Source organism: Pseudogulbenkiania subflava DSM 22618, from assembly GCF_900177275.1.
Taxonomy (GTDB): domain Bacteria; phylum Pseudomonadota; class Gammaproteobacteria; order Burkholderiales; family Chromobacteriaceae; genus Pseudogulbenkiania; species Pseudogulbenkiania subflava.
On sequence record NZ_FXAG01000034.1, the window covers coordinates 1 to 20,346 of the forward strand.

General features: G+C 67.6%; 18 protein-coding genes and 1 rRNA gene. 13 read left to right on the forward strand and 6 right to left on the reverse strand.

Features of this window, described 5'->3' with window-relative positions; genetic code table 11:
- The 3 genes from B9N72_RS19870 to recQ all read right to left on the reverse strand — a co-directional run.
- Window positions 1-73, reverse strand: a 16S ribosomal RNA gene (locus B9N72_RS19870); the annotation flags it as partial.
- A 444-nt stretch (window positions 74-517) separates the two neighbouring features.
- Window positions 518-1,735, reverse strand: coding sequence for a bifunctional glutamate N-acetyltransferase/amino-acid acetyltransferase ArgJ (gene argJ / locus B9N72_RS19875; RefSeq protein WP_085277907.1), 1,218 nt, complete (start codon window positions 1,733-1,735; stop codon window positions 518-520).
- Window positions 1,736-1,795: 60 nt separating this feature from the next.
- Window positions 1,796-3,598 carry a DNA helicase RecQ gene (recQ, locus tag B9N72_RS19880; RefSeq protein WP_085277931.1) on the reverse strand — a complete coding sequence of 601 codons (1,803 nt, stop codon included), beginning with the start codon at window positions 3,596-3,598 and terminating at the stop codon, window positions 1,796-1,798.
- 241 nt (window positions 3,599-3,839) lie between these two features.
- Here recQ and B9N72_RS19885 point away from each other — a divergent pair, with 241 nt between their 5' ends.
- Genes B9N72_RS19885 through B9N72_RS19900 form a run of 4 tightly spaced genes read left to right on the forward strand, consistent with a single transcriptional unit; the run spans window position 3,840 to window position 8,626 of the window.
- A complete protein-coding gene (locus B9N72_RS19885) occupies window positions 3,840-4,331 on the forward strand; it encodes a surface-adhesin E family protein (RefSeq protein WP_085277908.1) in 492 nt (163 codons plus the stop codon).
- Window positions 4,332-4,374: 43 nt separating this feature from the next.
- Window positions 4,375-5,154, forward strand: a complete 780-nt coding sequence (locus B9N72_RS19890; protein WP_085277909.1) for a ParA family protein — start codon at window positions 4,375-4,377, stop codon at window positions 5,152-5,154.
- Window positions 5,155-5,169: 15 nt separating this feature from the next.
- Complete coding sequence (locus tag B9N72_RS19895) at window positions 5,170-7,764, forward strand: sensor histidine kinase (protein WP_085277910.1); 2,595 nt, start codon at window positions 5,170-5,172, stop codon at window positions 7,762-7,764.
- A complete protein-coding gene (locus B9N72_RS19900; RefSeq protein ID WP_085277911.1) occupies window positions 7,736-8,626 on the forward strand; it encodes a response regulator in 891 nt (296 codons plus the stop codon). Before B9N72_RS19895 ends, B9N72_RS19900 begins: the two co-directional genes overlap by 29 nt.
- Here the strand turns inward: B9N72_RS19900 and B9N72_RS19905 are convergent.
- Entirely contained in the window at window positions 8,604-10,892 is a 2,289-nt protein-coding gene (locus tag B9N72_RS19905; RefSeq protein WP_085277912.1) for a DNA internalization-related competence protein ComEC/Rec2, read from the reverse strand. The two genes, B9N72_RS19900 and B9N72_RS19905, sit on opposite strands and share 23 nt — an antisense overlap.
- Before the next feature lie 101 nt (window positions 10,893-10,993).
- On the opposite strand from B9N72_RS19905, the gene B9N72_RS19910 reads away from it, so the two are divergent.
- Window positions 10,994-11,782: a class I SAM-dependent methyltransferase gene (locus B9N72_RS19910; protein ID WP_085277913.1), complete on the forward strand. Its 789-nt coding sequence runs from the start codon at window positions 10,994-10,996 to the stop codon at window positions 11,780-11,782.
- A 146-nt stretch (window positions 11,783-11,928) separates the two neighbouring features.
- On the forward strand, window positions 11,929-12,324 hold the full coding sequence (locus B9N72_RS19915) for an acyl-CoA thioesterase (protein ID WP_085277914.1): 396 nt from the start codon (window positions 11,929-11,931) through the stop codon (window positions 12,322-12,324).
- Window positions 12,325-12,369: 45 nt separating this feature from the next.
- On the opposite strand, the gene B9N72_RS19920 is transcribed toward B9N72_RS19915, so the two are convergent.
- The gene (locus B9N72_RS19920) at window positions 12,370-13,785 is read right to left on the reverse strand and encodes an MFS transporter (RefSeq protein ID WP_085277932.1); all 1,416 of its coding nucleotides are present in this window, start codon (window positions 13,783-13,785) and stop codon (window positions 12,370-12,372) included.
- Window positions 13,786-13,868: 83 nt separating this feature from the next.
- Here B9N72_RS19920 and B9N72_RS19925 point away from each other — a divergent pair, with 83 nt between their 5' ends.
- Both B9N72_RS19925 and B9N72_RS19930 read left to right on the forward strand, forming a co-directional pair.
- Window positions 13,869-14,861, forward strand: a complete 993-nt coding sequence (locus B9N72_RS19925) for a LysR family transcriptional regulator (protein ID WP_085277915.1) — start codon at window positions 13,869-13,871, stop codon at window positions 14,859-14,861.
- Window positions 14,862-14,924: 63 nt separating this feature from the next.
- Window positions 14,925-15,128 (forward strand): SlyX family protein, encoded by a 204-nt coding sequence (locus B9N72_RS19930; protein ID WP_085277916.1) that lies wholly within the window; start codon window positions 14,925-14,927, stop codon window positions 15,126-15,128.
- Window positions 15,129-15,330: 202 nt separating this feature from the next.
- Here B9N72_RS19930 and B9N72_RS21825 read toward each other — a convergent pair whose 3' ends face one another.
- A complete protein-coding gene (locus B9N72_RS21825; RefSeq protein ID WP_085277917.1) occupies window positions 15,331-15,756 on the reverse strand; it encodes an ArsR/SmtB family transcription factor in 426 nt (141 codons plus the stop codon).
- A gap of 148 nt (window positions 15,757-15,904) precedes the next feature.
- Between B9N72_RS21825 and dapC the strand changes: the two genes are divergently transcribed.
- The 5 genes from dapC (at window position 15,905) to mlaD (ending at window position 20,296) form a co-directional block, all read left to right on the forward strand.
- Entirely contained in the window at window positions 15,905-17,095 is a 1,191-nt protein-coding gene (gene dapC / locus B9N72_RS19940) for a succinyldiaminopimelate transaminase (RefSeq protein WP_085277918.1), read from the forward strand.
- 52 nt (window positions 17,096-17,147) lie between these two features.
- Window positions 17,148-17,969 (forward strand): 2,3,4,5-tetrahydropyridine-2,6-dicarboxylate N-succinyltransferase, encoded by an 822-nt coding sequence (dapD, locus tag B9N72_RS19945; protein ID WP_200811091.1) that lies wholly within the window; start codon window positions 17,148-17,150, stop codon window positions 17,967-17,969.
- A 214-nt stretch (window positions 17,970-18,183) separates the two neighbouring features.
- Window positions 18,184-19,005, forward strand: coding sequence for an ABC transporter ATP-binding protein (locus tag B9N72_RS19950; RefSeq protein WP_085277920.1), 822 nt, complete (start codon window positions 18,184-18,186; stop codon window positions 19,003-19,005).
- Window positions 18,998-19,783, forward strand: coding sequence for a lipid asymmetry maintenance ABC transporter permease subunit MlaE (gene mlaE, locus B9N72_RS19955; RefSeq protein ID WP_085277921.1), 786 nt, complete (start codon window positions 18,998-19,000; stop codon window positions 19,781-19,783). Before B9N72_RS19950 ends, mlaE begins: the two co-directional genes overlap by 8 nt.
- Before the next feature lie 12 nt (window positions 19,784-19,795).
- Window positions 19,796-20,296, forward strand: coding sequence for an outer membrane lipid asymmetry maintenance protein MlaD (gene mlaD, locus B9N72_RS19960; protein WP_085277922.1), 501 nt, complete (start codon window positions 19,796-19,798; stop codon window positions 20,294-20,296).
- The last annotated feature ends 50 nt before the right edge of the window (window positions 20,297-20,346 follow it).

The window sequence follows — 20,346 nt, forward strand, 5'->3', positions numbered from 1 at the left end:
GTTACCGTTCGACTTGCATGTGTAAAGCATGCCGCCAGCGTTCAATCTGAGCCAGGATCAAACTCTTCAGTTCAATCTCATAGCAATTTTTGGCACGCAAGATCAAAGAAATATCGAGATACTTCCTGTCTTGCAGTGCAAGTGTCGGCTTTGCCGAGCACTCACACCTATCGGTTATTCTGTCTGTTAAAGAGCGGTGCTGACTGGCTTGTTTCGTTTGCGTCGTCAGCTGAGGAGGCGAACTATACGCCCCGACCCCCACCCCCGTCAACGCCTTTTTGCAGAAAAACCGCAAAAAATGCGCCGCCCGGCAAAAATCAGCATGCAAGCGTCTGAATAAAAACAACTTACCCGATGGACATTTTTGGCAACCCACCCCGCTCCCCCGCCCGCTACGTCGCTTCCGGCCCAGCGGCTCCGCGCCGAAAATGCAAAAAGCCGGCAATTTCGCCGGCTTTTTCAGGGTGAATGCCATTTCTGGCGGGTTGGCCAGGCTTCGGCCAACCTTGGTTCGCGTTCAGCTACGGTAGTCGGCGTTGATGCGCACGTAGTCGTAGGAGAAGTCGCAGGTCCATACGGTGGCGCTGGCCTGGCCGCGGTTGAGCTCGACACGCACGCCGATCTCGGACTGCTGCATCACGCGCTGGCCGTCTTCTTCCTTGTAATCCGGATTGCGCCCTCCGTTGCAGGCCACCAGCACGTCGTCGAGATAGAGCGACATGCGGTCGACATCGAGGTCGTTGACGCCGGCGTAGCCGACTGCGCACAGCAGACGGCCGAGGTTGGGGTCGGAGGCGAAGAAGGCGGTCTTGACCAGCGGCGACTTGGCGATGGCGTAGGCGACGGCCTTGCATTCGGCGACGGAGCGGCCGCCTTCGACCTTGACGGTGATGAACTTGGTGGCGCCCTCGCCGTCGCGCACGATGGCCTGGGCCAGTTCGGTGGCAACGTCGAGCAGTGCGGCCTTGAGCTGGGCGTAGGCCGGCTGGTGGGGCGAGTCGATCAGCGGCGCGCCGCTCTTGCCGGTGGAGATCAGCATGAAGCTGTCGTTGGTGGAGGTGTCGCCGTCGATCGAGATGCAGTTGAAGGTGAGGTCGGCGACTTCCTTGACCAGTTGGTTGATCATCGGCCGGGTGATGGCGGCGTCGGTGGCGATGAAGCCCAGCATGGTGGCCATATTGGGGTGGATCATGCCGGCGCCCTTGGAGATGCCGGTGATGGCGACCTTGTGGCCGTCGATATTCAGCGTGCGGCTGGTGGCCTTGGGCGCGGTGTCGGTGGTCATGATCGCTTCGGCGGCCTCGGCCCAGTTGGCGCTGCGGCGCTTGGGCAGCGCGGCGATGATCTTGTCGGCCGGCAGCGGTTCGAGGATGACGCCGGTGGAGAACGGCAGGATCTGCTCCACGGCGCAATCGAGTTCGGAGGCCAGCGCCTGGCAGACGGCGAGCGCACGTTGGCGGCCGTCTTCGCCGGTACCGGCATTGGCGTTGCCGGTGTTGATCACCAGCGCGCGGATTTGCACGCCGGCGTCGAGGTGGGCCTTGCTGATCTGCACCGGGGCAGCGCAGAAACGGTTCTGCGTGAATACGCCGGCGACGGTGTTGCCCTTGTCGAGGCGGATCACCAGCACGTCCTTGCGGTCGGCCTTCTTGATGCCGGCTTCGGCCACGCCGAGTTCGACGCCGGCGATGGCGGCGAGCTGTTCGGGCTTAACGGGGTTCAGGTTGACGGGCATGTTGGGTTCTCCGGATGGTAAAGACAGTGGCCAGAAAGGCAGAGGTCAAGTGTACTGGAATCAGTCGTCGCTCTGCGATGCTTCGTTGAGGATGTCGAGTAGCGCGTCGCCGTAACGTGCCAGCTTGAGTTCGCCCAGACCGTAGACGCGGCCGATCTCGGCGCGGTTGGCGGGACGCTTCTCCACCAGTTCGCGCAGCGTCTTGTCGGAGAACACGGCGTAGGCCGGCACGTTGTGCTCGTCGGCCATGCTTTTGCGCCAGCGTCGCAGCATCTGCCACAGCCGCTCCTCGCGCTCGGTGCGCAGCCAGCGGTCGGTGTTGGCGCTGCGGCTCTTCTTGTCGTCGGCGGGCGGGCGCAGGTAGATCTTCTGCTCGCCCTTGAGGATGGCGCGGCAGCCGTCGCCGAACACCAGCGACTGGCCGCGCGCAATGTCGACCTGCAGCAACTTCTTGGCCACCAGCTGACGGATGATCGAGCGCCAGCCACGCTGGTTGAGCTCGCGCCCGATGCTGAAGGTGGAAAGCTTGTCGTGGCCGAAGGCGGTAACGCTCTGGTTGGCGCGCCCGAGCAGCACGTCGATGACGTGGCTGGCGGCGAAGCGCTGCTCGACGCGGTAGATGCACGACAGCAGTTTCTGCACCGGCAGCGTGGCGTCGAAAGTGATCGGCGGGGCGAGGCAGTTGTCACAGTGACCGCAGGGGGCGCTCTGTTCGCTGAAGTGGGCCAGGATGTGCTGGCGGCGGCAGGCGGCGGTTTCGCAGAAGGCGAGCATGGCGTCGAGCTTGGACAGTTCGACCTGCTTTTGCAGCGCGGCCATCTCCGAGCCTTCGATCATCTGCGTCAGCTGCACCATGTCGTTGAGGCCGTAGCACAGCCAGCTGGCGGCGGGCAGGCCGTCGCGGCCGGCGCGGCCGGATTCCTGGTAGAAGTTTTCCGGGCTCTTGGGCAGGTCGATGTGGGCGACGAAGCGCACGTCGGGCTTGTCGATGCCCATGCCGAAGGCGACAGTGGCGACCATCACCACGCCATCCTCGCGCAGGAATTCGCGCTGGTGGCGGTCGCGCACCTCGTGGCCGAGCCCGGCGTGGTACGGCAGCGCGCGGATGCCGTTTTCGACCAGCCATTGCGCGGTGTCTTCGACGCGCTTGCGCGACAGGCAATAGACGATGCCGGAGGCGCCGGGGTAGTCCTGCTGGATAAAGGACAGCAGCTGCTTCTTGGCGTTGTGCTTTTCCACCACCTGGTAGAACAGGTTGGGTCGGTCGAAGCTCGACAGGAACACGCGGGCTTCGGCCAACCTCAGGTAGTGCAGGATGTCGGCGCGGGTCTGCTCGTCGGCGGTGGCGGTCAGCGCGATGCGCGGCACCGTCGGAAAGCGTTCGGCCAGGATGCCGAGCTGCTGGTATTCGGGACGGAAGTCGTGCCCCCAGTGGCTGACGCAGTGCGCCTCGTCGATGGCGAACAGCGCGATGTTCAGATCGTTCAGGAAGTCCAGGAAACGCGGCGTCAGCAGCCGCTCGGGCGCGACGTAGAGCAGGTCGAGCGTGCCGGCACGCGCCTGGCGCGTAATATCGCGCGCTTCGTCCGGCGCGGTGGCGGAGTTGAGGCAGGCCGCGGCCACCCCGAGTTCGGACAGCGTCGCCACCTGATCCTGCATCAGCGCGATCAGCGGCGACACCACGATGGCGACGCCCGCGCGCAGCAGCGCCGGAATCTGGTAACACAGCGACTTGCCGCCGCCGGTGGGCATCAGCACCAGCGCGTTACCGCCGCCGCCGACGTGGGCGACGATCTCGGCCTGCTCGCCACGGAAGGCGGGGTAGCCGAAAACGGTCTGGAGTAGGGCGTGGGCGTCCGGCATGAGGGGCAAGAATCGGAAGAAGGCGCCATTGTACGGCATGCTCCGGGCCGCGTCGCGCGCCGGACGGGCAAAAAAGAAGGCCACCGGGGACGTGGCCTTGAAGGGGCAATATCACAATGCAGAGGAAATGCTAATGCCGGAGATGAGACGCAGCCCCGGCGGCAAAGTTCCCGCCTGCGTCGCCGGTTGGCCGAAGCGCGCGCGCTGTGCGACACTGCCGAGGTGTATCCGGAGGTTCCCCATGTTTTACCGTGTGTCCCTGCTGACCGTGACGGCCGCCCTGCTGACCGCCTGCGCCAGCACCCCTTCCGCGCCCCCGCGCAAGCCGGCCCAGCTGCGCCCGCAGCCGACGCCGAGCGCGCCGCAGCAAGCCAACGCCGACTGGCACAACCTCGGCGTCTCGCCCAACGGCAATATCCTGAACGAGATCGACAAGCTGTCGCTGCGCCGTCAGGGTTCCGTGGTAACCTTCCGCGACAAGAAGACCATCTTCAACATGAAGAAGGAAAACTTCCTGTCGACGCCGCGCCACAAGTATTCGATCAATACCTGGCAGATCGACTGTGCGAGCCGGACCTTCCGTCTGACCAGTGTCACCCTGTTCGACGAAAACAGCCGTCTCGTCGCCAGCTACCTCTATAATGACAGCCAGATAAAACCGATGCCGGTGGTGCAGAATTCGGCCAGCTACCAGCAAATGCTGTTCGTTTGCGGTGGCGCTCAGCCCCTCTGAGCGGCCGACGGCGCACCCGCCCGGCTCCCAACAAGGATTAGCCATGGGCGCCATACGCCGTGTCGTCTTCAACCAGAAAGGCGGGGTGGGCAAATCCACCATCGCCGTCAACCTCGCCGCCGTGGCGGCCCGTGCCGGTCGCCGCGTGCTGGTGATCGACCTCGATCCGCAAGGCAATGCCAGCCACTACCTGCTGGGTGGCACGGCGGCCGACGGCGCGCCGACGCTGGCCGACTTCTTCCAGCAGATGCTCAACATCAGCCTGTTCGGCAAGACGCCGCAGGAGTTCGTGGTGCCGACACCGTTCGACGGCCTGTCGCTGATGCCCTCGCACCCGGAACTCGCCGAGCTGATGGGCAAGCTGGAGTCGCGCTACAAGATGTTCAAGCTGAAGGAGGCGCTCGACCAGCTCGCCGCCGACTACGACGAGATCTGGATCGACACCCCGCCCGCCCTGAACTTCTACACCCGCTCGGCGCTGATCGCCGCCGACCGCTGCCTGATCCCGTTCGACTGCGATGCCTTTTCGCGCCAGGCGCTGTACAACCTGATGGGCAACACCGACGAAATCCGCGCCGACCACAATCCCGAGCTGCACATCGAGGGCATCGTGGTGAACCAGTTCCAGCCGCGCGCCAGCCTGCCGGTGCGGCTGGTCGCCGAGTTGAAACAGGAAGGCCTGCCCGTTCTGGACGCGCCGCTGTCGGCCTCGGTAAAGATTCGCGAATCGCATCAGGCAGCCCAGCCGATGGTGTTCTTCGACGCCCGCCACAAGGTGTCGCAGGAATTCGAACGGCTCTACCAGCATCTGAATTCACGCTGACCCAGGGCGACGGACATGCGCCGGATCACCCCGCCCCGCCTTGTCCTCCTTACCGGCCTGCTGCTGATGCTGCTGCTTTGCGGCGAAGCCTGGCTGCTGGCCGACAGCCGGCGCCAGCAGCAGCTGGAGCACGACCAGGCCAGCGGCCGGGTCTGGCTGCAGGCCCTGACCTGGCAGTTGCAGACCCGGCTCGACCACGCCCGCCTGCTGGCGCTGCAGGTAAACCATGAGATTTCCCCGGCCGGACTCGACGAGTGGCTGGGGACGCTGCGCCAGCAGGACGCCGGCTATACCGAGGTGGCGCTGGTGGAGCGCATCACTGCGGCTCAGCGCCCGGCGCTGGAGGCGCGGCTCGGTCAGCCCATCCGCGACCGCGCCGGCGGCTACCAGCCCCCTGCCCCGCCCCGCCCGTTCTACTACGTGCGGCTGTTGCTGTCCGGCGCGCCGGACAGCCAGCAACGCATCGGCGTCGATCTGGGTGCCCGCGCCGACTGGATGCCGACCTTCGAGAGCGCACTCAACACGCAGCGCCCGCGACTGCACGTGACGGATGCCCCGTTGGGATCACCGCCGCGGCTGGACATCGTCAGCCCGCTGCCGCAGCAGTCGCGCGTGCTGCTGCTGCGACTCAACCCATCGGTGCTGCTGAGTTCACCGCTGACGGACGGAACCGCCCCCGTCAGCCAGCTGCGGCTGGTCGCCTGGCAGGCGCAGCAGCCCGACACGCCCTTCCTCGACAGCCACCCCGGCCATCCCCTGCCGGCCTCCGCCCCGCTGCAGGCGCGTACCCTCACCCTGGGCGGCATGACGCTGCAGTATGCGGTGTTCGCCCTGAGCCCCCCGGCACTGGTGCTGCAGGACCACGATCTGCTGGTGCTGATGCTGTCGGCGGCCGGGGCCTTGTGCCTGCTGGTCTACCTCTATCACCTCGGCCACAGCAACCTGCAGTTCCGCCACGCCCTGCTGGTCAAGCATGACCAGCTGATGGAAAGTAACCGTTCGCTGCACCGCCAGCTGGACGAACACCGCAGCGCCGAGCAGGCGCTGGCAGACAGCGAGGCGCGCCAGCGCGCCATTCTGGAAGCCAGCTCCGACGCCATCCTGCTACTGGAGCGCGACGGCACGGTGCGCGCCGCCAACGCCGCGGCGGTGCGGCTGACCGGGCGGCACGACGAGTGCCTGCCTCATCAGCCGCTGGCGAGCCTGTTCCCCGACTGGGTCGACCCGGCGCGCCACCGGCCGTTCGACCAGATCGCCGCCGAGCACGCCGGCGCGCCGTTCGAGGCGCAGCTGCGGTGCGAAGATGGCAGCCGCCTGCCGGTAGAACTGACGCTGAGCCAGGTCGACCAGCCCGACGACACCTGCTTTCTGCTGGTCTGCCGCAACATCCGGCAGCGCAAGGAGCAGGAGGCGGCCTTGCTGGCGCTGAAGAACACCCTGGAGGGCCAGGTGGAACAGCAGCGCCAGCAGCTCGCCGCGCTGCTGGACGCCAGCCCGCTCGCCATGGCCTACGTCGCCGACCACCGCTTCAAGCAGGTCAACCGCGCCTTCCTGGAGCTGTTCCGGCTGCCCGCCGGCGACGTCGTGGAGCAGCCGACCACGCAGATCTTCGAGTCTGTCGAGCAGTGGCAGCGGCTGGTGCGTCTGCTGTACGGGGTGCTGACGGAGGGGCAGGTATGCCAGCAGGACCTGCGCCTGCGCGACGGCGACGGCGGCACCCTGTGGTGCCAGGTCTACGGCAAGGCACTCGATCCGGCCCTGCCTGGGCTGGGCTCGGTGTGGATCTATCAGGACATCTCGGCGCAGCGCGCCACCGAGGCCGCCTTGCGCGAGGCCAAGACCCTGGCCGAGGACACCAGCCGCGCCAAGACCGAATTCCTGGCCAATATGTCCCACGAACTGCGCACCCCGCTGCACGCCATCCTGGGCTTTGCCGAAATGGGAGAGCGACGCAGCGCCAGTGACAACGCCCCCAAGCAGCAGCACTATTTCGAGCGCATCCACCGCAGCGGCAAGCGCCTGCTGACGCTGCTGAACGACCTGCTGGACCTGGCCAAGATGGAAGTGAAGCGGATGGAATTCCAGATGATGCAGCAGGACCTGCTGCGCTGCGTGTACGAGGCACGGGATGAGATGCTGCCGATGGCAGCAAAAAATGGCATCGACATTATACTGAAAGCGGACAGCCTGACGCTGCCGGCGGTATTCGACCCGCTGCGCATTGGCCAGGTGATGCGCAACCTGCTCGCCAATGCCATCAAGGTCAGCCCGTCAGGCGGCGTCATCACGGTGCATGTCGCCCCCCTCGCCGACGCCAACGGTATCGACTGGGTCGAGGTGGCGGTGAGCGACCAGGGGCCGGGCATTGCCGACGACGAACTGGAACCGATCTTCGACAAATTCGTGCAGGGCAGCGCCACCAAGACCGGCGCCGGCGGCAGCGGGCTCGGCCTGTCCATTTGCCGCGAAATCGTACTCGCCCACGACGGCGAGATCAGCGCCGGGAACGCCGATGGCGGCGGCGCCATTTTCCGCTTCATCCTGCCACGCTGGCCCAGGCCCGCCCCACTCGGAACGGAGCATGATGGAACACACGCTACTCTTGGTTGACGACGAGCCGTTCAGTCTCGAACTGATGAGCGAACTGCTGGAAAGCGACGGTTACAAGACGGTACAGGCCGACAGCGGCGAGGAGGCCTGGGCCCGCCTCGAAGCCGAGCATGAACGCTTCTGCGCCGTGCTGCTGGACAAGATGATGCCCGGCCTGAACGGCATGGAGCTGCTGGCCCGCATCAAGGAAAGTCCGGACATGGAAAGCCTGCCGGTGATCATCCAGTCCGCCTTCGGTTCGCCCGGCAGCATCCAGCAGGGCATGAGCGCCGGCGCCTTCTTCTTCCTCAGCAAGCCGTTCTCGCGCGACATGCTGCTGGCGGTAGTCAAGGCAGCAGTCAGCCACTGGGACCGCCAGCTCTATTTCCGCGAAATGGGCCTGCACCAGGAGGGCACCATGATGATGCTGCAGGAGGCCGAATTCACCCTGCGCACACTGCAGGAGGCGCACGCCGTGACGGCGTTGCTGGCGCGCGCCTGCCCGGTGCCGGAACGGGTCGCCAGCGGCCTCTACGAGCTGATCGCCAACGCCGTCGAGCACGGCAACCTGGGGTTCGGCTTCCAGGACAAGCAGCGCCTGCTGGCCGAGGAGAGCTGGGACAGCGCGCTGCAGACCCGGCTGTCCGACCCGGCCTACGCCCAGCGTCAGGTCAGCGTGCGCTTTCGCCGCAGCGCCGAGGACATCACCTTCACCGTCTCCGACCAGGGCCGGGGCTTCGACTGGCAGGCCATCCTCAACGCTGGCCCGACAGCGCTGCTGCGCCCGCACGGCCGCGGTATCCTGCTGGCCAAATTGAGTTCGTTCGACCAGCTCGAATACTGCGGCGACGGCAGCCAGGTCATCGCCCGGCTGCGGCTGTGACCTCGTCGTCCCCGGCCTCCGCACGCACCCTCCAGTAGCGCGGCGCCTGGCGCCGGAACGCGCCGAGGGCGAGTGTTTTCCCCAGTTCGATTTGCAGCGCCCCGAGCCGGTCGGTGCGCAGCACCTCGGCCCCCTGTGCCCGGTAGCGCGCCAGCGTCTGCGGGTGCGGATGGCGGTAGCGGTTGCGATAGCCCGCGCTGAACACGCCCCAGTGCGGCGCCACCGCCTGCAGCAGCGCCTCCCCGGAGGCACCGCGGCTGCCGTGATGCGATGCCAGCAGCACGTCGCTGGCCAGTGCCCGGCCGTAGCGCGCCACCAAGTCGTCCTCTTCGCGCAGGCCGATATCGCCGGTCAGCAACACCGCCCGGGTCAGGGTCGCCACGCGCAGCACGCAACTGTGGGCGTTGTCCTCCTCCGCCAGCCCGGCCGGCGGCCACAGCACATCGAAGCGAATCTCGTCCCAGACCCAGCTCTGCCCTGGCGCGCAGGGCACGGCATCGTCGCGCAGCCCGGCCAGCGACGCGGACTGCCCCGCCCAGACCCGCGTCACCGGCACGGCGGCCAACAGGCCCGCCGCGGCACCGTCGTGATCGTTGTCGTGGTGCGATAGCATCAGGGCGTCGAGACGCCGCACGCCGAGGCCGGCCAGCTGCGGCAGCAGCACGCGCTCGGCCTGCCCCGGCCCGGTGTCGTACAGCAGGTCGTGGCGCGCGGTCTGCAGCAGGACCGACAACCCCTGTCCGACGTCGAACACCTGTACCCGCAGCGTCCCCTCCTCTGGCCGCGGCGGGCTGTAGAGCAGCGCCGGGGCCAGCAGCAGCGCGCCGAAACCCCGCAACGGCACGCCGCGCGGCGCGATCAGCCACAAGGAGCCGAGCGCACCCAGCACAAGCAGCGGCCACGGCAGGCCGGGGAGAGACCACGACGGCAGCAGCGCGAGCCGATCCACCGCCCAGAAGAAGCCTTCGGCCAACTTGGCGGCCAGGAACAGCAAGGCGTCGAACGGCAGCGCCACCGCCAGCAGCGCCAGCGGGGTCAGCAAGGCCGAGATGTAGGGAATGGCCACGGCGTTGGCGAGCGGCGACACCAGCGGCAGGCTGCCGAAAAACAGCGCCAGCGGCAGCAGCGACATCACCAGTGCCGCCCACTGCCCGGCCAGCGCCGCACGCAGCTTGCCGGGCGGGCGACGGCGTGCCAGCGTCGCGGCCATCAGCGCCGCCACCAGCCCGAACGACAGCCACAGCCCCGGCGCCAGCACCGAGAAAGGATCGATCAGCAGCACCACGGCCAGCGCCAGCCACCACACCTGGAACGGCGTGTAGGCGCGGCGCGAGGCCAGCAGGCAGGCCGCGCAGGCGAGCATGAACAGGGTGCGCTGGGTCGGCACCGAGAAACCGGCCAACAGCGCGTAGGCCAGCGCCGCCAGCACGGTGACGGCGGCGATCACCAGCCGCGGCGGCACGCGCAAGGTTGGCCGAAGACGCAGCCAGCCGGCCGCCAGCGCCGCGGCCAGCCCGGCGACCATGGTGATGTGCAGGCCGGAGATCGAGACCAGGTGGGTCAGGCCGGTGCGCGAAAAGCGCTGCCACTCCGCGCGCGCGATGGCCTGCTGCGCGCCGACGGTGAGCGCGCCGATCAACGCCGCCTCGCGCGTGTCGCCCAGCACCTGCCGGATGCGGGCCTGCACGGCGGCGCGCAGGCGGTCGATGCGCGCCAGCGCATCCTGAGCGTCTTCCAGCCTGACCGCGCCCTTGCCGATCGAGCCGCTGGCCAGCAGCCCTTCCGACCACATCCACGCCTCGCCGTCGAAACCGAACGGGTTGGCCGTGCCGTGGCGCGCCTTGAAACGTGCCGTGAGCCGCCAGCGGCTGCCGGCCGGCCAGTCGCCGCCGCGGAAATCGCTCAGCTGCACCCGGGACGGCAGACTCGCGTCCGGCGTCAGCACCTGTTCCACCTCGGCGTTCAGCCGCACGCCGTAGTCGCCCGGGTCGGGCAGGCCGCGCACCACGGCGACGAATTCCACCGGCCGCCCTTCCCACTGCGGCGCCAGCGCTTCAGCCAACCTGAGTTCGGCACGCCAGCCGGCGTAGCCGAGCCCGGCCAGGGCGCACACCAGCCACAGCGCGATCTGACGGCGGCTGCCGTCGAGCCGCCAGGCGAGCACGACGGCCCCCGCCAACGTCGGCCATAGCCAGCGAGCGTCGGGCAGTTCAGGGAGAAAGGCACACAGCGCGATGCCGGCGCAGAAGGCAGCGATTGGGAGCATTGCGCCATTTTATGTTTTTGGCATGAAAACGCTAAGGCCACGCGGTTGCCGCTGATCGCTCCTTGCCGTATCTTCGCCGCGTCGTTCCCCGGAAACCGTCCATGAGCCCCACCCCGCTGTACTGCGCCGAACCGGCGCGCCGCGACACCGCCCATCGTCTTGCCGAGCGCTTCGCGCTGCCGCTGGTGCGACAGCAACCGACCGAGGGCTACTGGCTGGAACTGGGGCCGGAGCGGCTGGAGCTGCGCACCAACGGCAAGCACGGTGCGGTGTACGCCGAGTTCGTCGAGGGCGCGGCCAGGCATCGGCGCGAACAAGGCGGCGGGCGCGGCCAGCCGGTGGCCAAGGCGATCGGCTTGAAGGGCGCCAAGGAATTGCCGCGCGTGGTCGACGCCACCGCCGGCCTCGGCGGCGACAGCTTCGTGCTGGCCAGCCTGGGCTGCGAAGTGACGCTGCTGGAGCGCTCGCCGGTGGCCGCAGCCTTGCTGTTCGATGCGCTGGAGCGCGCCAGCGTCGACCTCGACACCATGGACATCGCGCGGCGCATGACGCTGGTGCACGCCGACGCCATCCAGTGGCTGGCGGCGCAGGCCGAACGGCCCGAGGCGGAACGGCCGCAGGTGGTGTTCGTCGACCCGATGTTCCCCGACACCGACAAGAAGAGCGCCGCCGCCAAGAAAGGCATGCAGGCGTTCCAGCAGGTGATCGGCGACGACCTCGACAGCGCCGCGCTGCTGGCGGCCGCCATCGCCGCCGCCACGGTACGAGTGGTGGTGAAGCGGCCGCAACGCGGCCCGGCGATCGAAGGCGTGAAGCCGTCGGCGGTGCTGGAAGGCAAATCCACCCGCTTCGACCTCTACGTCATCAAGGCGCTGCGGCCGCAGGCGTAGGCGGCCGCCACCCCACGTAGAGCCCCCCGGGCGGCGCCCACATGCGTTACACTCCCCGCCCCATGGCCCACGCCGACCAGCCTGCCCGCCAACGCGCCGGCAGCCGTGTGCCGGCCACCTGTCCAACCCCGATCTGGAGCTAGCCGATGTCTGTTTTTGCCGTTGAATTCAAGGTGCGCGATTACGAATGCGATATGCAGGGCATCGTGAACAACGGGGTGTACTTCAACTATCTGGAGCACGCCCGCCACGAGTTTCTGCTGGACAAGGGTATCGACTTCGCCGAACTGGCGCGCCAGAACATCAACCTGGTGGTGGTGCGCTCCGAGCTGGATTACAAGGCGTCGCTGACCAGCGGCGACCAGTTCACGGTGACGGTGGCGTTCGAGCCGGTCTCCAAGGTGCGCTTCGGCTTCCGCCAGCAGGTGATCCGCCAGGCGGACCAGAAGGTGGTGCTGGAAGGGCTAATCATCGGCACCGCCATCAACGAGCGTGGCCGTCCGGCGATTCCGGAACAGTTCGCAGCCCAGTTGGGGGCGTAAGCCGGCCCCGCTGCACGGCAGGCTCATGGGCGCGATGGCCGGACGCTACACGAAGCGCCGCTGCAGCTGCAACAGCAACCCCACCGCCAGCGCCACCAGCAGCAGCGCCCAGAAGAAATCCTGCCCGGCCAGCAACACCAGCTGGCCGGATGCCAGCTCCGGCTCGCGTGCGGCGTGCAGTGCGCTGCGCTGCTGCAGCAGCCCGGTGCCCAGCAGCAGGCCGACGGCGTTGGCCACCTCGCGCATCGCGTTCTTGACCTGGTAGGCGTGGCTGAACACCCGCTCTTCCACCTGGCTGAAGGTGCTGGCTGCCGCGGTGCCGAGCAGGAACGGCATGAACACCCCGTTGAGCAGGAACACCGCCAGCCACAGCGGCCACCCCGTCGCCGCCGGCTGCTGCCGCGCCATCAGCCCGGCGAAGGCCGCCAGCAGCAAGGTGCCGACGAGCAGGAAACGGCGCAGATGGGGCCAGCGCAGCATCAGCTTCAGATGCAGCACGGCGAACGGCATGGCGGCGAGCCCGGTCAGCCCCAGCAGCCAGCCGCATTGCGCCAGGCTCAGCCCGAGCCCCTCGGCCAGGAACAGCGGCAACACGTAGCTGCACGACGACACCACCAGGTAGCCGAAGCCGTACACTGCCATGCCCCACAGGTAACGCTCGCTGGTGAAATGACGGTAGGGAACCAGCGGCGTGGGGCGGTGCCACTCGTGCCGCCAGTGCAACGCCAGTAGCGTCAGGGCCAGCAGCCCCGCGCCCCACAGCAGCGGAGCGCGCGTCCACGACTCGAAACGGGCGCGCTCCAGCACGAACTGCAGCAGGAACACCCCACCCACCAGCAGCAGCATGCCCCACGGATGCGCCTGGTCCGGCCGCTCGTTCTCCACCGGCTCGTGCTCCGGCACGGCATGGCGCACCACCCGATCCACCAGCCACACCAGCGGCAGCATCGCCCAGAACAGCGCGCGCCAGTCGAAGGCGGCCAGCAGCGCTCCGGCCAGAATCGGCGCCAGGCCGGAGCCCAGCATGATGCCGAGCGGCAGGAACAGCAGCGCCGGCAGACGCGCCGGCCCCTGGTGATGCAGTATCTGCACCCGCGACGCGGTGAAGAACGCCGCTCCGCCCAGCGCCTGCACCATGCGCGCGGCGATGAAGCCGCCGGCGTTGGGCGACAGCGCGCACAGCACGGCGCCGGCGCCGAACACCCACAGCGACAGCCGCAGCAGGGTGCGGTAGCCCAGCCGCTGCACCCACCAGCGGTGGCTCAGGATCATCAGTACCGCCACCGCCGCGTAGCCGGCGGCGGCCAGGCTGAACTGCTGCGGCGAGGCCTGCACGCCGTGACGGATGGCGGCCGAGCCGAACGCCACCATCACGCTCTGCAGGTATTCCAGCAGCACGATCACGGCGATGGCGACATGGTGCAACGAGTAACGGGGGGCGATGAGGGAGGCAGGCGGCATGGCGGCACCAGCAACGGCGAGGCAAAACCCCATTATCGGCAGCGGCCGTACTATCATGGAAATCGATTAACGGCATACAGATCATGAACCAAGTCGATTTCAGTCACGACGCGCTGCGCCGCCTCGACCTCAACCTGCTAGTGGCGTTCGACGCGCTGATGCAGGAGCGCCACGTCAGCCGCGCCGCCGCCCGCCTCTTTCTCGGCCAGCCGGCGATGAGCCATGCGCTGGCCCGGCTGCGCCAGCTGCTGGACGACCCGCTGTTCGTGCGCAGCGGCAGCCGGATGGAGCCCACCCCGCGCGCCCGCGAACTGGCGCCGCAGGTACGCGCCTGGCTGGAACAGGCGCAGCAGTTCCTGTTCCGCGCCGACGCCTTCGACCCGGCCGCGGCGCACGCCACCTTCCGCCTGGCGGCGCCGGACGGCATGGAGGCGCTGCTCTACCCGGCGCTGATCGCCACGCTGCGCCGCGAAGCGCCCGGCGTGCGGCTGCGCTCGCAACTGCTGGAGACGGACCAGCAGCTGACCGCGCTCGACCACGACGAGGTGGACCTCCTGATCGCCGCTGCGCCGCTGGCGCTGCGCGACTGGCACAGCCGGCTGCGGCTGTTCGAATCCGACTTCGTCAGCGTGCACTCGCGGCGCCAGCTGCCGCTGCCGGAGCCCGCCACGCTCGCCGACCTGGCCTCCTGCGACCACGTCGTCAGCAGCTACCGCGGCACCGCCGCCGGGGTGGTCGACCACCTGTTCGCGGCGCACGGCCTGGAACGCCGCGTGCTGGTGCTGTCGGCCAGCCTGATGGCGATCAGCCACATCGTCGCCCAGGCGCCGCTAATGTCGATCCAGCCGGCGATCTATCGCGGCCTGTTCAGCACCACCCCGGACCTGGCCTGCGCGCCGTTGCCGGGCGAGGCGCGCATTACCATCGGCCTGGTCTGGCACCGCCGCAACGACCGCCACCCGCTGCACCGCTACCTGCGCGACACCGTGATCGCCGCGATGCGGCGCCAGTTCGCCGACACCGAAGGCGTGACGCGGCACGCCGACGGCGCGAGGGAAACGGCCGGTGAGGAATGAGCGGATCACGGCGCGAGTGCGGTAAACTCGCACTCCCTCCCCGTCGCCCCCCAAGGACACCGCATGGACGATTCCCGCCTCACCGACCTCGAAGTCAAAGTGGCCTTCCAGGATGACCTGCTCGACGCGCTCAACCTCACCGTGACGCGCCAGCAGCAACAGATCGATCTGCTGCAGGAGCAGATCCGCGTGCTGTACCAGCAACTGCGCAGCAACCAGCCGGGCAACGACGTCCCGGGCGGGCACGAGATTCCGCCGCACTACTGAAGCGGGGTTGACCGAAGCCCGCAAAAAAGCCGGACCCCATGATGGGGTCCGGCTTTTGTCATGCTGTCGGCGCCGGCAACGCCGCGGACTTCATCAGGCAGGCCGGCAGCCGGCGCCCTGCCCCTTGCCGCGCCCCTGACCCGGATGGTCGCCAGGAACGCGCTGCGCCGCGTGCGGGTCAGCCCGTTGCCGGCCGTGTCCGTCACGGTTTCTTCCGTTCCCGTGAAACGATGGCTTCGATGTTCTTGCGCGCGATCAGCCGGACCTCCTGCGGTGCGGAAGCGGAGCAGGCCGTCTCGCCAGGCGACGGCGGCGTACCACACGAGGCCGCGTCGGCCGCCACCGAGGCGCGGCAGCAGTTTTCGCTGAGGTAGGCGATCAGCGCCGTCATCTCGGCGAAACACGCCGAATAGATCACGTAGCGCCCGTCCTGACGGCCCTCGATCAGCCCGGCGCGCGCCAGCTCCTTGAGGTGGAACGACAGCGTCGCCGGCGCAATCGCCAGCACTTCCGCCACCTGTCCGGCGGAACGGCCGGCGGGGCCGGCCTCGACCAGCAGCCGGAAGATCGCCAGACGTGACTCCTGCGCCAGCGCCGACAGCATGGTGACTACCTGATTCGATTCCATATTTTTTCAATTATTGAAACATGGAACCATGATCGCGAAACCTGCCCGCCACGCCAAGCCGCCGCCCCGGCAGCGGCGTTTGTTTTGCACCAACCGCACCGATCTCCATTAAAATGGCCGCTTTGTCGTCGCGCCGGGAGCCCCCAAAGTGAATCCGAATCTTGCTCTTCTGCAGCCCTATCCCTTCCAGCGGCTGCGGTCGCTGCTGGCGGGCGTGACGCCGCCGGCGGGGCTGTCCCACGTCAACCTGTCGATCGGCGAGCCCAAGCACCCGACCCCGGGCGTGGTGAAACAGGCCCTGGTCGACGCGCTCGACGGGCTGGCCAGCTACCCCGCCACGCTCGGCTCGGACGCGCTGCGCGCCGCCTGCGCCGCCTGGGCCGAACGCCGCTACGGCCTGACGCTCGACCCGCTGCGCGAGGTGCTGCCGGTGAACGGCAGCCGCGAGGCGCTGTTCGCCTTCGTGCAGACCGTGATCGATGCCTCCGGCGCACAGAAGCCGGTGGTGATCTCGCCCAACCCGTTCTACCAGATCTACGAAGGCGCGGCGCTGTTGGCCGGCGCCGAGCCGTACTACGTCAACTGCCTCGCCGAGAACCGCTTCCAGCCCGACTGGGCGGCGGTGCCCGAGGCGGTATGGCAGCGCACCCAGCTGGTCTTCGTGTGCAGCCCTGGCAACCCCACCGGCGCGGTGATGAGCCTGGAAGACTGGCGAGCGCTGTTCGCCCTGTCCGATCGCTACGGCTTCGTCATCGCCTCGGACGAATGCTATTCGGAAATCCACTTCGGCCAGCCGCCGCTGGGCGGGCTGCAGGCCGCCAAAGAGCTGGGCCGCGACTTTAGCCGCCTGGTGATGTTCACCAGCCTGTCCAAGCGCTCCAACGCGCCCGGCCTGCGCTCCGGCTTCGTCGCCGGCGACGCCGCGCTACTGGAAAGCTTCCTGCTCTACCGCACCTATCACGGCGGCGCCATGAGCCCGACCATCCAGGCCGCCAGCATCGCCGCCTGGAACGACGAGCAGCACGTCGAGGCCAACCGCGCGGCGTATGGCGCCAAGTTCGCGGCGGTTCACGCCAAGTTGGCCGAAGCCTTCGCTGTCAGCCTGCCGGATGCCAGCTTCTACCTGTGGGCACACGTGCCCGGCGGCGACGATCAGGCCTTCGCCCGTGCCCTGTTCGCCGAGGAACACGTCACCGTGCTGCCCGGCTCGCTGCTGGCGCGCGACGCCCACGGCGTCAATCCCGGCGCCGGCTACATCCGCATCGCCCTGGTGGCGCCGCTGGCCGACTGCGTCGAGGCCGCCGAGCGCCTGGTCCGCTTTGCCCGACGCCACGCCTGAACCGGAAACCACTACAATGACCACCATCCATCTTGCACAAGGACTGAACCACATGCACCCGATCCAGACCCTGATCGAAGAGGCGTTCGAAAAGCGCGCCGAGATCACCCCGGCCACCGTCTCGGCCGAACTGAAGGCCGCCATCGGCCAGGTCATCGACGAACTGGACGCCGGCCGCCTGCGCGTCGCCGAGAAGACCGACGGCGACTGGGTCGTCAACCAGTGGGTGAAGAAGGCCGTGCTGCTGTCGTTCCGCATCCGCGACAACGCCGTGCTGGACGACGGCGTGTCGCGCTACTTCGACAAGGTCGACACCAAGTTCCACGACTGGAACCAGGAGCGCTTCCAGCAGGCCGGCTTCCGCGTGGTGCCGGGCGCCGTGGCGCGCAAGGGCTCGTTCATCGCCAAGAACACCGTGCTGATGCCGTCCTACGTCAACATCGGCGCCTACGTCGATGAAGGCACCATGGTCGACACCTGGGCCACCGTCGGCTCCTGCGCCCAGATCGGCAAGAACGTGCACCTGTCCGGCGGCGTCGGCATCGGCGGCGTGCTCGAACCGCTGCAGGCCAACCCGACCATCATCGAAGACAACTGCTTCATCGGCGCCCGTTCCGAAGTGGTCGAAGGCGTCATCGTCGGCGAAGGCTCGGTGATCTCGATGGGCGTCTACATCGGCCAGTCCACCAAGATCTACGACCGCGAAACCGGCGAAGTCAGCTACGGCCGCATTCCGCCGGGCTCGGTGGTGGTGTCCGGCAACCTGCCCTCCAAGGACGGCAGCCACAGCCTGTACTGCGCCGTGATCGTCAAGAAGGTGGACGCGCAGACCCGCAGCAAGACCAGCATCAACGATCTGCTGCGCGGCGTCTGAGCCGGACCGCACCTGACAGACAGCCCGGTTTCGCCGGGCTGTTTTGTTTCCCGGGGGCACCCGAGAACCCCGAAACCGTTGTGTGCATCGCAACAGAACAGACTGTTCCACCTGTCGGATTTGGCGCGCCCAGCACAACAGGATAAAATCCATCAATCGCCCGATAAGGGCCCATACGCTCTTGCTTCCTGATAAAGACGCAACCGGAACCTCCGTGTCCCAAGACGATTCATTCATCGAATTCAGGCAGGTCAGCTTCGGCTACAACGACCGACCGGTCCTGAAAGACATCAATCTGCGCATTCCGCGCGGCAAGCTGGTCGCCATCATGGGCGGCAGCGGCAGCGGCAAAACCACGCTGCTGCGCCTGATCTCCGGCCAATACCGCGCCCAGCGCGGCGAAGTGCTGGTCGACGGCCAGAACGTCGCCACCATGAACGCGCGCGAGCTCCACGCCCACCGCCGCCGCATGGGCATGCTGTTCCAGTTCGGCGCCCTGTTCACCGACCTGTCGGTGCACGACAACGTGGCGTTCCCGCTGCGCGAGCACACCCAGCTGCCGGAATCGATGATCGCCGACCTGGTGACGATGAAGCTCAACGCCGTCGGTCTGCGCGGCACCCAGGCACTGATGCCGGCCGAGCTGTCCGGCGGCATGGCGCGCCGCGTCGCCCTGGCCCGCGCCATCGCGCTCGACCCCGAAATCATGCTCTACGACGAACCCTTCACCGGGCTCGACCCGATCTCGCTCGGCGTCATCGCGCTCCTGATCAAGAAACTCAACGACGCGCTCGGCACCAGCGCGGTGATGGTCACCCACGACGTGCACAAATCGCTGGAGATCGTCGACCACGTCTACTTCGTCGCCAACGGCAGCATCGTCGCCGAGGGCACGCCGGACCAGGTGCGCGCCTCCGATTCGCCGTGGGTACACCAGTTCGTGCACGGCGAGGCCGACGGCCCGGTGCATTTCGCCTACCCGGCCCAGCGCAGCCTGGCCGACGACCTGGGCCTGAGCGGAGTCCGCCATGTTTGAAACCCTCACCGCCCCGCTGCGCCACCTTGGCCACGTCACCATCAACGCCATCTGGCGACTCGGTTTCGCCAGCCGCTTCCTGGCTGCGATCCTGCTGCAATCCGGGCAGAGCTTCCGCCGCCTCAACCTGACCATCCGCGAGGTGTACTTCGCCGGCGTGCTGTCGCTGATCATCATCGTGGTCTCCGGCCTGTTCGTCGGCATGGTGCTGGGCCTGCAGGGCTACAACACGCTGTCGCGCTTCGGCTCGGCCGACGCGCTGGGCGCGCTGGTGGCGCTGTCGCTGCTGCGCGAACTGGGCCCGGTGCTGGCGGCGCTGCTGTTCGCCAGCCGCTCAGGCAGCGCGATGACCGCCGAAATCGGTCTGATGAAGGCCACCGAACAGCTCGACGCCATGAGCGTGATGGCGGTCAACCCGATCGCCCGCGTGGTGGCGCCGCGCTTCTGGGCCGGCGTGATCTCGATGCCAGTGCTGGCTGCGCTGTTCAACGTCACCGGCATCTTCGGCGGCTATTTCGTCGGCGTGCAGCTGATCGGACTCGACGAAGGCACTTTCTGGTCGCAGATGCAAAACTCGGTCGACCTGCACAACGATGTCATCAACGGCCTGATCAAGAGCCTGTTCTTCGGCATCGCTGTCACCCTGATTGCCGTTTTCGAAGGCTACGACGCCACGCCGACCGCGGCCGGCGTCTCCTCGGCCACCACGCGCACCGTGGTCACCTCCGCCCTGGTGATCCTGGCGCTGGATTTCGTGCTGACCGCCTTCATGTTCTAGGAAAATAACCGAATGAAACGCACGACGATTGATTTGTGGGTCGGCATTTTTGTCGCCATCGGCATTGCCGCCGTCACCTTCCTCTCGCTCAAGGTGGCCAACCTGACCCCGCAGAGCGCCGAAGCCAGCTACCCGCTGTACGCCGAGTTCGACAACATCGGCGGCCTCAAGGTCAAGGCGCCGGTGAAGTCTTCCGGCGTGGTGGTCGGCCGCGTCGCCAGCATCGAGCTCGACACCCAGCGCTATCTGGCCAAGGTGACGCTGTCGCTGGACAAGCGCTACCAGTTCAGCCGCGATACCAGTGCCGAAATCCTCACCTCCGGCCTGCTCGGCGAGCAGTACATCGGCCTGGTACAGGGCGGCGACCCGGACAATCTGAAGCCCGGCGAACGCATCGACCTGACCTCGTCGGCGCTGGTACTGGAGCAGTTGATCGGCAAATTCATGCTGAACTTTGCCGAAAAAGGCCCTGCCAAAGAAGGAAGCCCCGCCGGTAGCAGTGGCGCGCAGTAAGGCCGCCCCTCCCTCCGGCTTACCCATGACCTGTCATAAAGCGTGAACAA

Coding starts and splice junctions, on each gene's coding strand:
- dapD (WP_200811091.1), top strand. CDS start 17,148: ATGCACCCGATCCAGACCCTGATCGAAGAGGCGTTCGAAAAGCGCGCC.
- B9N72_RS19910 (WP_085277913.1), top strand. CDS start 10,994: ATGAGCCCCACCCCGCTGTACTGCGCCGAACCGGCGCGCCGCGACACC.
- mlaE (WP_085277921.1), top strand. CDS start 18,998: ATGTTTGAAACCCTCACCGCCCCGCTGCGCCACCTTGGCCACGTCACC.
- B9N72_RS19915 (WP_085277914.1), top strand. CDS start 11,929: ATGTCTGTTTTTGCCGTTGAATTCAAGGTGCGCGATTACGAATGCGAT.
- B9N72_RS19905 (WP_085277912.1), bottom strand. CDS start 10,892: ATGCTCCCAATCGCTGCCTTCTGCGCCGGCATCGCGCTGTGTGCCTTT.
- recQ (WP_085277931.1), bottom strand. CDS start 3,598: ATGCCGGACGCCCACGCCCTACTCCAGACCGTTTTCGGCTACCCCGCC.
- mlaD (WP_085277922.1), top strand. CDS start 19,796: ATGAAACGCACGACGATTGATTTGTGGGTCGGCATTTTTGTCGCCATC.
- B9N72_RS19925 (WP_085277915.1), top strand. CDS start 13,869: ATGAACCAAGTCGATTTCAGTCACGACGCGCTGCGCCGCCTCGACCTC.
- B9N72_RS19920 (WP_085277932.1), bottom strand. CDS start 13,785: ATGCCGCCTGCCTCCCTCATCGCCCCCCGTTACTCGTTGCACCATGTC.
- B9N72_RS19895 (WP_085277910.1), top strand. CDS start 5,170: ATGCGCCGGATCACCCCGCCCCGCCTTGTCCTCCTTACCGGCCTGCTG.
- argJ (WP_085277907.1), bottom strand. CDS start 1,735: ATGCCCGTCAACCTGAACCCCGTTAAGCCCGAACAGCTCGCCGCCATC.
- B9N72_RS19900 (WP_085277911.1), top strand. CDS start 7,736: ATGATGGAACACACGCTACTCTTGGTTGACGACGAGCCGTTCAGTCTC.
- B9N72_RS19930 (WP_085277916.1), top strand. CDS start 14,925: ATGGACGATTCCCGCCTCACCGACCTCGAAGTCAAAGTGGCCTTCCAG.
- B9N72_RS19890 (WP_085277909.1), top strand. CDS start 4,375: ATGGGCGCCATACGCCGTGTCGTCTTCAACCAGAAAGGCGGGGTGGGC.
- B9N72_RS21825 (WP_085277917.1), bottom strand. CDS start 15,756: ATGGAATCGAATCAGGTAGTCACCATGCTGTCGGCGCTGGCGCAGGAG.
- B9N72_RS19885 (WP_085277908.1), top strand. CDS start 3,840: ATGTTTTACCGTGTGTCCCTGCTGACCGTGACGGCCGCCCTGCTGACC.